17 protein-coding genes are annotated in these 13,662 nt (G+C 45.0%); 9 read left to right on the top strand and 8 right to left on the bottom strand.

Features of this window, described 5'->3' with window-relative positions; all coding sequences use genetic code 11:
• Window positions 1-907: 907 nt before the first annotated feature.
• The gene (locus tag D6D85_RS03665) at window positions 908-1,360 is read right to left on the bottom strand and encodes a hypothetical protein (RefSeq protein ID WP_153183999.1); all 453 of its coding nucleotides are present in this window, start codon (window positions 1,358-1,360) and stop codon (window positions 908-910) included.
• Between the two features lie 15 nt (window positions 1,361-1,375).
• Entirely contained in the window at window positions 1,376-1,807 is a 432-nt protein-coding gene (locus tag D6D85_RS03660; protein WP_125670722.1) for a hypothetical protein, read from the bottom strand.
• Window positions 1,808-2,059: 252 nt separating this feature from the next.
• On the opposite strand from D6D85_RS03660, the gene D6D85_RS03655 reads away from it, so the two are divergent.
• The 6 genes from D6D85_RS03655 (at window position 2,060) to D6D85_RS03635 (ending at window position 6,072) form a co-directional block, all read left to right on the top strand.
• A complete protein-coding gene (locus tag D6D85_RS03655) occupies window positions 2,060-2,596 on the top strand; it encodes a hypothetical protein (protein WP_125670721.1) in 537 nt (178 codons plus the stop codon).
• 206 nt (window positions 2,597-2,802) lie between these two features.
• Entirely contained in the window at window positions 2,803-3,342 is a 540-nt protein-coding gene (locus tag D6D85_RS03650; protein WP_125670720.1) for a hypothetical protein, read from the top strand.
• A gap of 168 nt (window positions 3,343-3,510) precedes the next feature.
• Window positions 3,511-3,633 carry a hypothetical protein gene (locus tag D6D85_RS16985; RefSeq protein WP_272914413.1) on the top strand — a complete coding sequence of 41 codons (123 nt, stop codon included), beginning with the start codon at window positions 3,511-3,513 and terminating at the stop codon, window positions 3,631-3,633.
• 327 nt (window positions 3,634-3,960) lie between these two features.
• Window positions 3,961-4,236, top strand: coding sequence for a hypothetical protein (locus D6D85_RS03645; protein ID WP_125670719.1), 276 nt, complete (start codon window positions 3,961-3,963; stop codon window positions 4,234-4,236).
• A gap of 450 nt (window positions 4,237-4,686) precedes the next feature.
• Window positions 4,687-5,184 carry a hypothetical protein gene (locus tag D6D85_RS03640; RefSeq protein ID WP_125670718.1) on the top strand — a complete coding sequence of 166 codons (498 nt, stop codon included), beginning with the start codon at window positions 4,687-4,689 and terminating at the stop codon, window positions 5,182-5,184.
• A gap of 33 nt (window positions 5,185-5,217) precedes the next feature.
• Window positions 5,218-6,072, top strand: coding sequence for a DNA-methyltransferase (locus D6D85_RS03635; RefSeq protein ID WP_125670717.1), 855 nt, complete (start codon window positions 5,218-5,220; stop codon window positions 6,070-6,072).
• Here the strand turns inward: D6D85_RS03635 and D6D85_RS03630 are convergent.
• The 5 genes from D6D85_RS03630 to D6D85_RS03610 all read right to left on the bottom strand — a co-directional run bounded on the left by D6D85_RS03630 (window position 6,069) and on the right by D6D85_RS03610 (window position 9,734).
• Complete coding sequence (locus D6D85_RS03630) at window positions 6,069-6,674, bottom strand: hypothetical protein (protein WP_125670716.1); 606 nt, start codon at window positions 6,672-6,674, stop codon at window positions 6,069-6,071. The genes D6D85_RS03635 and D6D85_RS03630 overlap by 4 nt on opposite strands.
• Window positions 6,675-6,862: 188 nt before the next feature.
• Entirely contained in the window at window positions 6,863-7,228 is a 366-nt protein-coding gene (locus D6D85_RS03625) for a hypothetical protein (protein ID WP_125670715.1), read from the bottom strand.
• Window positions 7,204-8,514: a hypothetical protein gene (locus D6D85_RS03620; protein WP_125670714.1), complete on the bottom strand. Its 1,311-nt coding sequence runs from the start codon at window positions 8,512-8,514 to the stop codon at window positions 7,204-7,206. The genes D6D85_RS03625 and D6D85_RS03620 overlap by 25 nt, the downstream gene beginning before the upstream one ends.
• Window positions 8,515-8,581: 67 nt before the next feature.
• Complete coding sequence (locus D6D85_RS03615; protein WP_125670713.1) at window positions 8,582-8,962, bottom strand: hypothetical protein; 381 nt, start codon at window positions 8,960-8,962, stop codon at window positions 8,582-8,584.
• A 4-nt stretch (window positions 8,963-8,966) separates the two neighbouring features.
• On the bottom strand, window positions 8,967-9,734 hold the full coding sequence (locus D6D85_RS03610) for a ParA family protein (RefSeq protein ID WP_125670712.1): 768 nt from the start codon (window positions 9,732-9,734) through the stop codon (window positions 8,967-8,969).
• Window positions 9,735-9,945: 211 nt separating this feature from the next.
• On the opposite strand from D6D85_RS03610, the gene D6D85_RS03605 reads away from it, so the two are divergent.
• The gene (locus tag D6D85_RS03605) at window positions 9,946-10,662 is read left to right on the top strand and encodes a hypothetical protein (protein WP_125670711.1); all 717 of its coding nucleotides are present in this window, start codon (window positions 9,946-9,948) and stop codon (window positions 10,660-10,662) included.
• Window positions 10,663-10,957: 295 nt separating this feature from the next.
• Here D6D85_RS03605 and D6D85_RS03600 read toward each other — a convergent pair whose 3' ends face one another.
• Window positions 10,958-12,610, bottom strand: a complete 1,653-nt coding sequence (locus tag D6D85_RS03600; RefSeq protein ID WP_125670710.1) for a DUF5906 domain-containing protein — start codon at window positions 12,608-12,610, stop codon at window positions 10,958-10,960.
• Window positions 12,611-12,807: 197 nt separating this feature from the next.
• Between D6D85_RS03600 and D6D85_RS16980 the strand changes: the two genes are divergently transcribed.
• Entirely contained in the window at window positions 12,808-12,942 is a 135-nt protein-coding gene (locus D6D85_RS16980; protein ID WP_272914412.1) for a hypothetical protein, read from the top strand.
• A gap of 117 nt (window positions 12,943-13,059) precedes the next feature.
• Window positions 13,060-13,413: a hypothetical protein gene (locus D6D85_RS03595; protein ID WP_125670709.1), complete on the top strand. Its 354-nt coding sequence runs from the start codon at window positions 13,060-13,062 to the stop codon at window positions 13,411-13,413.
• The last annotated feature ends 249 nt before the right edge of the window (window positions 13,414-13,662 follow it).

Genomic DNA, 13,662 nt, shown 5'->3' with positions numbered 1-13,662 from the left:
GCACCTGCCCACCTAGGAATATTCCATTTATTCAAATCTAGGGCCAACTGCGAGAGATCTCTACTATCGATATTGACGCTCGATATCAATTATCGATATCGATAGAGAATATCGATAGTAGACATAAGACTCTCGATACTATCAAACATTAAACTAGGTGTCGCTCGGCGGATGGACACCACAAAATTATGGTGATACCTTGGCTCCGATCGGTCTCTATAAATATAGATCTCTGTCTCCTTTCCCGCTGCTATTCACCACAAATTTGTGGTGATTAGATCGCGGACTGTGCACCATAACCTTATGGTGTCCTTGTGGTGCATACTCCACATCTATATTTATGTTATTGTGGTTGTGGTGCTGTCACCATAAAATTGTGGTGCCCTCCGATCACCCGACTATCAGAATAATAAAATAAATCGGAGATTCCTCTTGCCACCATAATCTTGTGGTGCATTCCGCCCGCTCCAGGATCCTTATATTGTTTAGAAACACGACAGTTGTAGCCATCCTCAAGAGAGTCATTGATACAAGATAATTATAGCACGCTCGAAACTCTTTATTCTCGGTATAAAGGCATTCAGGGCAGGCTCTCATAATCTACAGGAAGCAGATTATTATATCAGAACAAGCGATAGGTTTAAATAATAAGACCTGCCATTATCTTGGGCAATAACCCTGGATATTCCAGCCCTCATCATATCACCCTTTGGCCCTTCCAGGGTTGTTGCCCCTCCTTATTGACAATGGCCTATGGATTCTCTAGGGTCAAAACCTTCTCATGCCCCTAAATCCTAAGGTATGGGCGGTGTCCCCTAAAAAAGGTAGCTAAGATGACCTAAAATTTAGGAAACACTAGATCTATTGTGGACTTTCTGGCTAAAAAAGAAAGAGGAGAAAAAGAAGGTCAGCTCGGAGGCGGGTAGTATAAGTACTGTGCCTGTGTGTTCCCTGGACCGTAGAGAACTATGTTGTGCTGCCTATTTCCATCAGTCCCTGTGTAACCGCACGTTATTGTTATTACCTCGTCCTTGTCCCATCTCCCATCTGTTGTCTCTTCAGTAGGACTAGGGCTGTTACACTCAGTTCCATCTACATACACCTTAAAATCATTCGTGGTAAAACTGCCAGATGGAGTGGCTATCGTCCCAGGACCTAAGTTCTTCACATATATGGTAAACTGCTGATTACTATACCGTGCGTTTAGCACCTGTATCTGGGATGCCCCTCCAACGGTTGAAGTCCTCCCCAGCGATCCGAATATATAGCCCGATATCGGGGAGAATATCAATAGAGCTAGTGCTACTGCTATCACCAGTATTATTATCTCGACAACAACTCTCGATATCCCAGCTCTCATCATACCACCTCCTCATCAGCTCGGCGGGTAGTAGAGGTATTGTGCTTGAGTGTTCCCCGGACCGTACACCACTATGTTGTGCTGCCTAGTTGTGTCGATTGTCCCTGTTGTATGGACGGTGACGGACTCCACACCGCCTGGAGCGAGCGGATCAGTCATATTATATGTTCCCCAATCCGTATTGTTAACAAACACATGCCATGTTCCTGGCGGTATAGTTCCGGGCCCAAGGTTCTTAACATCCAGCCTCAGGTCATAACCACCGCCAGTGGCGGCAGTAAACTGTGCGTTCAGCACCTGTATCTGGGCAGCTCCTCCAACTGTGGATGTCCTCCCCAGAGAACCGAATATGTATCCTGAAATCGGAGAGAATATCAGAAGTGCCAGTGCTACCGCTATCACTAATATTATTATCTCCACAACCACCCTGGATATTCCCGCTCTCATGGCACCACCTAGTCAGTAATACAGCAGTTAATATATAAAGCTGATGTAATATTCTCACAGGATCCTGAGGCAGGATCCAGATTTTTTTAAATATAGGAACTAATCAATCTACTGAACCCTACTACAACCCTCTGCACTAGAGGTCATTACTCAAAATCCTCATCACATCACCAAGATCACCGGTGCACCACAATTCACCACAACGATAACTTTATAAGTGAGGGACACCACAATTATTGTGGTGACCCCGGGATGGGCATGAGGGAGATGCTTGAGAGAGGTATATGCCCCAGGTGCGGGGAGAGGATGACCTATTTAGAGCACAGGAAGGTGGGGAGTAATACATACTTATATGCTGTCCATGTGAAGAAGGAGATGAAGAGGAGGCACGTCAGGAAGTGCTATCTCGGCCCTGAGTCCGAGTACATAAACGTGACCCACATGCACACTGAAGAAGGTTTAGTTCTGAGGGGGATGACGAGTTACGACAGGGCTTTAGAGTATTTGAAGAGGATAAAAGACTATCTGAAGACGCAGGAGCTGGATGAAGGGAGGAAAAAGCTGCTATCGCAGATCGTCACGGAGCTGATGGATGTAGCAGGGATGGAAGGAGGGGAAGAGGGGATCGAGACAGTGACGATCAGTAAGGAGGAGCTCAAAGACATAATACAGTACTACGACAAGAGGTCAACGAGGGGGATGACCTCTGAAAGAACAAAGAAGTGTAGGGATGTGTTCAGGAAGGTGTTCTCTCCAGGGAGGAGAATTCTCCATGTCCAAGAGTTTTAAAAAAAGCTTCTTTATATTAAAATATCGTATTTTTCCTATAAAACGGATATTGAAAGCATATAGAAAGAGGGTTCTAGCTCTGATTTTTATCATAGCTTCGATTGATATTATGTATGCTGCTTTTGTAGGAATAATTCACCTTCAGTCTGCTGTCCAATTCATCGAGCAACACTCAACCTTTTTACAGGTGAGCTTCCTTTGCCCTAGTGATCACATCAGCCTACTTCAGCAACAAAATGTACAGGAATACGGTAAAGATGTCGGAGAAACCAGCTATGGTGGAGCTCTGCCGATTTTTCATATCTCCGCTTGAAGAATACCTTGAGAATCTAAAGGTAAGGAAATATCCCATATCATGGTCTGAGATGGAATATCTTCGGAATAAGGAGGAGATTATTAAAAGCGTGCCTGTGCGCTTGATCAAAGGAATCCCCCTTGAATTATTCTTTGTGAACCAAATCCTTATGTCATTAAAGAAGGAAGCTAATATAAAATTCTCTTTACCCTCTGGGAAGGCCCTCTTGATAGAGTTCTACTCCATTCTTGAGAAAATGAATATGAGGAAAATTTGGGAACAGGAGATGGATGAGCTCTACGAGTACTCTAGGAAGCTGGTCTCAAGGATCGATGAATTAGAAGAAAAGTTGAGAGACCTTATTGAGAGTCATAGAGATGAGATTAGAGCGAGGTATGAGACAATTGAGGAGATGAGAAGGAAGTACACAAATTTTTCAGGAGCTTCTTGATAAGCTAGTCGATGAATTTTACGAGTATGAAACAAGGAAGAATGAGGGCCAGGACGCAGAGGAATTCTCGTGGTTCTACCTTGACGATCTATTTAACAAAATATGGGAGAAATTGAAATGCTATTATAACGAAATAAAAGATATATTGGGGGGAGAGAACTTCATATAATGCTCCTCATATTTATGCTGGAGGAAATACGTGCATACCTCAGAAAGGAGTACAAGCTGACACCATCAGAGCAGTCCCTTGAGATAACCTCCCATTCTTATCCTGGATATCATTATGGATAATGAAGAGTAAAGGATAACGTAATCCTTACATTATACATTATTGTTCTAAATGTCTAAAGGAGGACGGTCCATCAGGTAATGTCTAATAATGTTATTGACGATTGAGGCTATTCCGGCATTTTTCAAGCTTTTTTAACATTATTAATAATGTCAGAAGCAGTAAACGGGGCCTTTTTTGCTTTTAGAGGCAGGAGAAAGGCGGAAAGAAGTAATGTTAAAAAGTAATGTTAAGTCGAGAGGGACACGATATAAGATATGTGCTTATCCCCGTCGTATCTCGCTATATCCCGTCAAAGGTAAATAAAACTCCCACATATTTATCCCTTAATGGATAAGGCCATAGAGTGGAGGATACTGCAGTTTCTTTTGGAGAGAGGAGCATTCGATAAGGAGCACGCTGTGAGCAGGAGGGAGGTAAAGGAGAGGTTCAAGATAAAGGAGAGCACTCTATCCCAGAAGATGAGGAAGATGATATACTACAAGTGGGTTGTTGGGCACCCTGAGAGGTACAACAGGTTTTACTGGCTTGGCGAAAGGGCATTTGAGTTTTTGAAAGACTACAAGGACTTCATAAGCCACCCATACAGGGACTTTTTGTACTGAAGAACCTTTTATCATCTAGATTGGCTGCTATGGTGAGAAGGGGCTCTTCCTAATGCTCAGTTTCCTATATTTCTATCTTTAAAATAAGCGGGAGAGCTCCGACCCTTAACCCAAGAGGGAAGACCGAGAAGGGAGCTCTCCACGGATAATCCACTAGGAAAAACATAAACTTTACTGAGGAACTAGATTTAAGCTCATTAACTTCTTAATTGAGAATTCTCAAGAATCTGGTGTGAATTTTCCATAGCACCATGATGATGGGACAGCAAGATCTTAGTTCATTATATATCTATGTTATTCACTTGATCAAAAAGGAGGAAATACTCCTTTAGGTCCTCCTGAAAATCTCTAGTTAGCATAATAAAGAATAATATCAAATACCGGAGAAATTCCCGTGAAGGACATAAGCTTATATAGGATAACCCTTAAAATTCATAGTGGGTGCTATGGATGACAAAGAAGAAGTTTGATGAAAGAAGTTTTTATGAGCCGATAAAGGTTTGGCTCGAGTCAAAAGGATATAAGGCAGTGATAACAGGAGGAAAAAAGCAGATTGTCCTTCCAACAGGTGCTCTTCTTGGTGTCGCTTTTCTCGAGCCTGATGTAATTGGATACAGGAGGGGAAACTATGGAGACTGTTTGACAATAGTTGAGGCCAAGACAGATCCAATGTTCTTCTTTGATGGTCTTGGAAGGTGCTTTGTCTATAAAACAGTTGCAAATTATGTCTATCTAGCAGTTCCAAGGGAGGTTGCTGGGAAGATAGGGACAGACTCCCTTTTTGAGGAGAGATATGGTGTTGGTCTTGGCGTGGGAGTCCTTTCTGTGGATCCGGAGACAAAGAAAGTGGAGGAAAGGGTTGAGGCCAAGGAAGTAAATTCATGGCACAACGATCTCCGCAAAACACTAATTGGAATGGTGAAATCCACCCTTGGGATCAGGGAGTGAGATGAAAGGTGAAAAAGAGGGAGGGGGAAGGAGATGAAGTGTGAGGTAAACAAGGTTTATGTCATGGACTGTCTGGAGGGGATGAGGAAGTTCCTAGATGATGGAGAGGTCGACGTCATAGTCACATCTCCACCATATAATATAGGAGTAAAATATAACAAGTATGATGATACTATTCCAAGGGAAAGATATCTTGATTGGATGGAGGAAGTGGCAAAGGAGTGCAAAAGAGTCCTAAGCGACAGGGGTTCCTTCTTCCTGAACATAGGACACAAACCCAAGGACTGGTGGGTTCCCTGGGAGGTAGCCTTTAGGTTTAGAAAGCACTTTGTCCTTCAGAATGTGATAATCTGGGTCAAGTCGATAGCTATAAGCAAGGAGGATGTTGGAAACTATCCGAACATCCTGGGGGACATAGCTGTAGGGCACTTCAAGCCGATAGGTGGAAAAAGATTTCTAAACGACAACTTTGAGTATATATTCCACTTCACAAAGTATGGAGATGTTGAGCTGGATAGATTGGCTATAGGCGTCCCATACCAGGATAAGACAAATATTGGAAGGTGGAAATCAGCAACAAAAGACCTGAGATGCAGGGGGAACACGTGGTTTATCCCCTATGAGACCATCAGGAGCAGGGATGAACAGAGGCCTCATCCCTCGACCTTTCCGCCAAAGCTCCCCGAGATGTGCATAAAGCTCCATGGAGTGCAAAAAACTAGGCTTGTCCTGGATCCATTCATGGGCTTGGGAAACACCGCTATAGCATGCACTAAGCTGGGGATCAACTGGATAGGCTTTGAAATAGATGAATACTATGCAAAAATTGCGGAGGAAAGGGTTAAGGAGTATCTTCCGAAAAAGGAAAGCTTGCTAGGATATATCTAAGGATTCTGCTCAAAATACTCCTTTAAAATGTTCTCCCGTTTGTAAAGCTCTTTATTGTTTGTGTTGAACTCCGATTTCAGGTTTACCCTAATCCTAGAGGCATCAATGATTTTGAAGCCTATTATGCTCCTCATCCTGTGGATGAAGCCCACTATTATGTGACAAGCATCCTTTGTGACTTTAGCGAGCTCAACAGGCTCATAGTAAAAGGTTCTAAAGCTGCTGTTCATCTCATTAATGCCCGCAAGTTTAACCTCAATGTAGTAGAATTTTCCCCTCCTTTCAATCAATATGTTTGGATATCCAGCAACCTTGCTCTCAGGTATCACTCCTTTAAGCTCCGTCCTAAGCATATCCTCAAGCTTATTGCTGATCTCATTCGGTCTAAGGGAGCTGAAGTCCTCATCCCTCGCTTTCTTAACAACAGCTTTGGCCTTCTCAAAGATCTCATCGATGACCTTGGCATCCTCATCCTTAACTGGGTAAACCTCATGTCCTGTTGTCATTTTGATCACATAGCTAAAAGGAATGTTCCTAACTCTCCTCATAATTGTTTCAAAGAACTTCTCATCAGGTAGCTCGCTTGAAGTGGACTTTGCCAAATTAAACCCCTTCATGAGGTCCAGGGGATGTTAAAAATCACGTTTCTTATTATATTGTAATAGATGGTGATATCATTATTCATTTCTGTGGCTTATCTGTCGCAAAATTAATTATTTTGCGACAACAGCTGCTAGGTTCCTAGTTAGCAGATCCGGATATCGATCAACATTAAAGGGACTAACTGATCTCATCCACCCTTTTTCCTCCTGAATAGATGGAGCTTTCCCCTAATATAGAGCTTGTAGGAGAGACCTATGAGGGTAAAGATTGCCAAAGTCACAGCAAGGGCAGGAAGGAACCCGAGCTTGGGCTCTAGGTATTCCATTGCCTGGAATGCACCGAACACGCCGAACAATATGGTTAACAAGACCTGCCTTCTGGAGAGATCCTCCTGGCGGGCTGCTAATTCAACCTGCGCTCTGGAAAAATCTTCCTGTTTTTTCAGTGTTTCCTCCTCATAGAGAGTCCTAGACATGCCATCCAGCTCCTCTAACAGAGATTTAAGTGTATCTATCCTATCTGGAAGCCTTAATTTTTTCTTCCCTTGCTCCATGATTCTTCTAGCGGATCTACTCTAAAAAGTGAGACATTCCTGTACTCCTCCAGCCCATCCATCAGGCCCTCCCTTATCTCCGCTATCTCGCTGGGTTTTACAGTTTCCCCTCTTCTTCTCCTCTCCCTGATCTCCTCGAACTTATTCCGGTAGACCGAGGTATACACATCTAGGATCATGTCTGACAGCGACAAGAACTCCATCGGTTGCACAAGAGTGAGCTCCCTTAGTCGATATGCAAGCTCCTTACCCTCCTCAGATTTCAGCCTTTCATCCAAGATGGTGGAGCCCAAAAAGAGGAATGTAACATGAGTAGTTACAAACATCGCATAATCCACATCGGGGGAGAGATTTTCTCCCAGCTCCTTCTTGGCAGCGTCCTTACAGTAATATCTCCAATCTCCATGAACTCCAGAAATCCCAGCTATCTCCCTTAAATGCCTCTCAACGGCTTCCTCGGCGGTCTCACATCTATAATTACAGCTGTGCTTCCTGATGCACACGACTCTGTGAATCGGAAAATATGGTGTCCTAAGCTTTCCCTTAATTTTATCTTCAGTGATATCGCCCCTTTTCAGCGCATCAAAAGCCTTATCATAGCTTCCATACTCACCCTTAAATAAAACAAGAGCGTGTAGAGGCTTCACGATACCCTGTTCAACGAATCCATCCAGTGTTCCCTCTATTATATTCCCAAATGGATCCTTAATCGTGCATTCTGCTTCATATAGCTCCTTCTCGATTTTTATCACATCATCCGTCGAGAAATTCCCACTCAGGTGGATCCATGCCGTTAAAACAGCAATCCCAGCACTGTGCAGGAGAAGGTACAGCTCGCATTTCAGGTCATTGAGGTAGCTGAGCTCCTCATCCTTGATGCTTATGTTCAGGTCGGTCAATTTAACCCTCACAAACCGGCCCAGTTTCAAGTATTCAAGGTTAAACGCAGATTTATCTGCCAAAAGTATCGCTCCAAACATCGCATGTGCCCTATTAATCTCTTCCATGAGACTCTTATTTTTCATCAATTCCTCTATGTCAATCTCCTCCGCATCTTTGATCCCTAGTTCCTTTGCCTTACGACGGACAAATCGTAGTGTAGGCCCAGCTTCCTCAGGGGAGATCCAGATCCCCTCAACCATTTTACATCTTTTAGAAAACTGTTCTAACAATTCTTTCAGATCCTTCGCTTCAATGGGAGCTCCTAGGTCGGAAGGGATAATATAGACGAGATCAAGATCCTCAAACCTCACTTCCTCGCTTCCAGCCGGTTCCCCCGCATTCATATTCTACCCATTGATGAGAACAACATACATTAAAAACATTGTTCAAGTGATCTCCACAGGATCCCCTTTATCCCCGTATTCCAAGCCTCTCCTCCACCTCCTTCACCTTCCTCCTTCTTAGCTCCTCCATAACCTTTCTGTATATGTCGGGATTTCTATCCATTATTCCCCTTTCCACTATATCCCTCAGGAAACCAGAGATGTCGAACCCTGGATCCTTAGCCTTCATGTACCTAACAAAAGCACTTGTTATTGGGCTGTGTATTGTCACCCTTGGCATCCTCAATGCCATATCAACAGCCCTTCCGATGAGATCTACCTCCCTGACTTCAGGTTCCTCCCTCACCTCAGGCTTCTCAACCTCTCCCTTCTCCACCTTCTCCTCCTTCTCAGGAGGACCTAAAAGGGCCCTTATCCCAGTCCTATCAGCCCCCCTCTTTTTCTCCATTATATCACCCCCTTAGCCTCTCCAGAACCTCATCAGCCAGCTCCCTGTAGGCCTTTGCCCCTGGGGATTCGGGATCGTAGTGGGTTATGGGTTTCCCGTAGCTTGGAGCCTCAGCTAGCCTTATGTTCACGGGTATCTCTGTCTTAAACACCTTATCACCGAACCTCTCCCTTAAGCTGTCCCTCACGTCCTTTGCCAGAACAGTCCTTTTATCGACCATCGTGAGCAAAAAGCCGAGGATATCCACGTTGTGGTCCAAATCCTCTCTCATCATCTTCAGCACTTCCATGAGCATGGGTATCCCAGCCAAGGGATAGTACTGGGCCTGAACCGGGACTATCACATGGGTTGACGCCTTAAGAGCGTTTATCGTGAGTATCCCCAGACTGGGAGGGGTGTCTATTATCACCAGATCGTAGCTGTCCTTTACCGGCCTTAGTACCTTCTCTAGAACCCTTTCCCTCGCCATCCTCTGGAAGAGTAAAGCCTCAGCACCTGCTAAATTCAGGTTTGATGGCATTATCTCCAGATTATCTATTCCTGTCTTCGTTATCACATCTGATGCGCTCTTCCCCTCGACAACGCAGTCGTAAACTGTCTTCTCCAGCTCTGGAGGGTTAAAGCCCAACCCCCTTGTAGCTGCAGCCTGGGGGTCAAAGTCCACCAGAAGAACCTTCATCCTCTTCTCCTCAGCGAATATTGCCGAGAGGTTGACGGCTGTTGTCGACTTACCAACACCACCCTTCTGGTTTGCCAGACTTATCAGAGGCATAAGAAGAGATGATCGATATTTAATATAAATATTTCCTGTTGATATCGAGCATCGATATAGATGTGAGATGTCTTTTCCTTAATAGAGTAGTTAACAAAGTTTATATTAATCCCAAGAACTTCGGTATGAAGGTGATTATACGAGTGAAGGAGGAGCTACATCGGATGAGGAACCAAAAGAGGAATCCCTGCTCACCGCGTATGACGAGAGTATGAGATTTATCGAGCTCACTGAGAGCGGGAGAATCCGTTTACTCCAAGTATATGTAATGGCTCTTACGGCCTTTATTACAGGAAGTGCAATGATCGTTGCTTATGGATATGGAAAAATTAAGTTCACTCTCCTTTCCATCCCGCTGTCCGTGATTCTCCTTTTTCTAGCAGTTTTATCCCTCACACTTTACTTCGTATTTCTCAGGTGGGATGAGGCATATGCTTACAACATGGCTGTACTGGAGTGGATCTCGGAAAAACTAAAAATGGCTCGAAGTATGTCTGATGATAGGAGAAAAGATTTGCGTGACCGTTATGAAAAACTCAATAAGGAGTACGCAAGATTTTTAGTGTTTCCGTTACCCAAGAGAGATAAGATTCCTGATTGGGCCATGATAGATGAAGCATATGGATCTTTTTCTCCTCCTTCGTCTATTAAAGCCCATCCATGCTTCGATTGGTTCCTGCTTATCTGTACAGGAGGTAGCTTGGGCTTTTCTTCTCTCCTTGCCCTTTATGCAGCCTTTCATCTCCCCATGAATGTAACGATCGTTTTAGGAATTCTGATACTTTCTGCTATATATGTTATCCTCTTCGGATATGACAGAAAATTACAGAAGAAAATTTATGATGAAGTTGACCTATTTAAGGAATTCAGAAAACCAAAAGTTATCAAAATAAGCGGATTGGAGCGGGAGAGATCAGAAGGGCACTAGAGTTGCCAAGAAAGCCCTAATAATCTCCTTTATAGTAGTTAATATCGATTATCAATATTTCCTGTCGATATCAACGGTAACACGAGGTATTCCCTTACCCCTCCTTCCTCATAAGAGGCAACGTAGCCCCTGAGAGATCCAGGTGAGCGATATTGTGCTACCCTGAAGCTTCTACGAAAGAAAAGCCACAAAAAACCCGATCAGGAGGTCTCCATCTCTACTTTAGATTACTTTATAATACTTCATTTCAGGTGGGGACTTTGGGGAATGTATTTCCTCCATCCCCTTTCCCTCCTCAGAACCTCCTTATCCTGCACCCCAAAAACCATAAGGCGTGGTGCCTCTGTATCGCTGGGAACTCCCTCTGTAAGTACTCGTAGAACTTGTCCCTCCCCAGCACCTTCACCGCTCTCCTGCTGGCCCACTCCAGATACGCTTCATAAAGATCGGTGCCCTTCTCCTCTGCCTCCCTGTCCACGATCAAGGCTGTATCAATGAACGGCCTTAACGGGTTCGACATCCTCGTTATCATCCTGAACTTCTCCACCGGATCCATGTCCTCTATTATATCCCCCTTCTCCTTCAGCCTGAAGGAGCACCACAGCAGGAACTCTATCACCTCTTTTTTCATCTTTTCCAGGTACTCATCCCTTATCGGCTCCCTCTCCTCCTCTTCCAGAGGGTTCCTCGTCCTTATTATCCTGACCCTCTCAAGAAATCCCTGATCCACCTGCGAGAACTGTGGCACCCTGTTGGCAAATACAATGACCTTCAGCACGTTTTTCCTTAAGTCTATCCTTGGCCTGTGCTTCCTGTTGACGGATATCGGATCCCCTCCCACTATCGTCTTTATCATGTCAGCGTCTATCACCTCATCTGTGACCTCCTCGCTCGACACCACAACCCTGGCACCCAACAACCTCTCTAAAGAGAACGGATCCCTGGACAAATCTATCGTCCTGACCGGTGCACATAAATCCCCAAGGGCTAGCTGTAAAGCCCTCGATAGTGTAGTTTTCCCTGTGGCAGGTTCACCTACTATTATCGCCATTAACCTTAAACTTCTGGGCCTTAATATGGATCCCAAGACGTCCAGAAGGGTAACGTAGTCCTTCGTTACCTCCCCGTTCTCGGTGTAGAACCTCTCGAACAGAGGGAGGAACTCTCCCTTCCTGAAATAATTTACCTCTATCTCCTTTCTCCTCAGCCTCTCCAAGAATTCAGGGTCCACATCGACATCGAGCCAAGAAGTGAAGTAGTAGCCCTTGGGGTCTGAGAACCTGAACTCCTCCAGATCTATTATCCCGTTCCCCACAGCTAAATACCTCACGGGGTTGAGCTGATCCTCGCTTATGGGCTTTGATGAGGAGAAGAACCTGCTGTAAGCTTCATTTACGACCTCGTTTGTCGCATATACGCCTAGAAGCTTCCTTACCATCCTCTCCACAGCCGATCTCGCGTCCAGAAGGAGGTGCCCGTCAGTGGCGTATAGATCCTCCTTCCTTCCCCTTATAGATACGAACTCGAATATACCGTAGTCCCTCAAAATCAGATAGGCTACATGGGCCCTCTCCGACGCCCTCATCTTCTCTATGCTGTCCTTTATTATCCCCTCCTCCTGTGCCCTCTCTATCACCTCTGCGTCTCTACCACCTTCGGGGAAGTACGACAGGACTTTCAGCTTCTCGTCGGCCCTCAAACCCTCCAAAGCCTTTTTCCAGTCGAATACCCTGGACTGGCTTGAAAATAGGTTTCTGTCATGCTTCAGCCTTTCCAGCAGATCTATCTTTAGGTTTTCGGCCTCCTTTACCGATATCCCCAGCTTTTCCGCCATCTCCTTTGGCGATATCTGGGCTACTGTCTCAGCTATTACCTTCCTATCCCCGAGGGATACAACTACCGCTCTCCCTATCTCGATCCTGTATGGGGGCCTGTCAAGGACGATCAAGGAGGGTCACGGGGGAGAAGGGTGCCGAAACACGCATCATGATCCTCTCCTCCAGGCAAACTCAGGAAAATGGGGGAAAGTTTTCCCAGCAAGGTATCTTGGTAAGCAGGGACTAGTCGGTGGTTATCAGATAAGGCCCTCAGACAAAATGGAAGAAAAGGTTATATTGCGCGAGATCTAGATTTAGAAGGGTGAAAATGACAGAATATGAGATCCTAATACAGAATCAGATATTGACAACAGTTTTAGTAGCGATAGTAATAATAGGAATGCTAGTGCTAGCGAAAATATTAAAGGATATGAGAAAGGGTACTTATCGATATCGATTGTAAATATTGATTATCGATATCTGCTATCTACATTTTCTTTTTCTATTGATATTAGATTTGATAAAAATAAAAACAGAATGTTTAAATTTAAGTGACCCTGTATGTGAGAGGGTAACACATATGAAGGAAGGAGTCATCGAATACAGGCTTCCCATCCCGAAGGAGCCTGTTGAGATAAAGGAGGAGGCACTGAAAAGGTGCAGCGACCCCTCATGGTCATTCCTGGATAAGGACAGAGTGATAAACCTCTTCACCCTGTCAGCCAACTACCTCCCGAAGTACCTCTGGAGGGAGTGGAAGAAGGCCTTAAAGGATAGAGGGATACCCTGGCAGCTCTTCCTCAAGGCACTGTCTGCGTGCGATCACGATATCCTCATGTGGGTGGAGGGAGCCTTAAGCTGGGAGGATCTCGTGGGGATAATAGAGGAGACCCTGATGAGGGCTTCCTCTGGGAGGTACCCATTGAGAAGGTGATTATCGTGAAGCGGAGGAGAGGTAAAAGCGAGCCCCCCTTCCCCCCTCCCCCCAGGATCCCTCCTCCTCGATGGGAGGATCCCGTGAGCAGGGTGAAACCCAGCTCAGGTGGCCCTGAGGCAACCCCATCTCAGAGGTGATCCCATGTCAAAAGGTGGTGCACAATATAAAAACGTTTCCTCGATAGCCGAGGAGATAGCTGAATCGCTCAGGGCTAAGCTGAACAGGGATCCCACTCCCTACCTGCTT

This window comes from Candidatus Methanodesulfokora washburnensis (assembly GCF_003947435.1).
In the GTDB taxonomy this organism is placed as follows: Archaea; Korarchaeota; Korarchaeia; order Korarchaeales; family Korarchaeaceae; genus Methanodesulfokora; species Methanodesulfokora washburnensis.
Note: the sequence above shows the minus strand (reverse complement) of the source record. Positions and strands in the feature narration are given on the sequence as shown.

Bases quoted from the DNA above. Each gene is read 5' to 3' on its own strand.
- D6D85_RS03665 (WP_153183999.1), bottom strand. From the start codon at position 1,360: ATGAGAGCTGGGATATCGAGAGTTGTTGTCGAGATAATAATACTGGTG.
- D6D85_RS03660 (WP_125670722.1), bottom strand. From the start codon at position 1,807: ATGAGAGCGGGAATATCCAGGGTGGTTGTGGAGATAATAATATTAGTG.
- D6D85_RS03655 (WP_125670721.1), top strand. From the start codon at position 2,060: ATGGGCATGAGGGAGATGCTTGAGAGAGGTATATGCCCCAGGTGCGGG.
- D6D85_RS16985 (WP_272914413.1), top strand. From the start codon at position 3,511: ATGCTCCTCATATTTATGCTGGAGGAAATACGTGCATACCTCAGAAAG.
- D6D85_RS03645 (WP_125670719.1), top strand. From the start codon at position 3,961: ATGGATAAGGCCATAGAGTGGAGGATACTGCAGTTTCTTTTGGAGAGA.
- D6D85_RS03640 (WP_125670718.1), top strand. From the start codon at position 4,687: ATGACAAAGAAGAAGTTTGATGAAAGAAGTTTTTATGAGCCGATAAAG.
- D6D85_RS03635 (WP_125670717.1), top strand. From the start codon at position 5,218: ATGAAGTGTGAGGTAAACAAGGTTTATGTCATGGACTGTCTGGAGGGG.
- D6D85_RS03625 (WP_125670715.1), bottom strand. From the start codon at position 7,228: ATGGAGCAAGGGAAGAAAAAATTAAGGCTTCCAGATAGGATAGATACA.
- D6D85_RS03620 (WP_125670714.1), bottom strand. From the start codon at position 8,514: ATGAATGCGGGGGAACCGGCTGGAAGCGAGGAAGTGAGGTTTGAGGAT.
- D6D85_RS03615 (WP_125670713.1), bottom strand. From the start codon at position 8,962: ATGGAGAAAAAGAGGGGGGCTGATAGGACTGGGATAAGGGCCCTTTTA.
- D6D85_RS03610 (WP_125670712.1), bottom strand. From the start codon at position 9,734: ATGCCTCTGATAAGTCTGGCAAACCAGAAGGGTGGTGTTGGTAAGTCG.
- D6D85_RS03605 (WP_125670711.1), top strand. From the start codon at position 9,946: ATGAGATTTATCGAGCTCACTGAGAGCGGGAGAATCCGTTTACTCCAA.
- D6D85_RS16980 (WP_272914412.1), top strand. From the start codon at position 12,808: ATGACAGAATATGAGATCCTAATACAGAATCAGATATTGACAACAGTT.
- D6D85_RS03595 (WP_125670709.1), top strand. From the start codon at position 13,060: ATGAAGGAAGGAGTCATCGAATACAGGCTTCCCATCCCGAAGGAGCCT.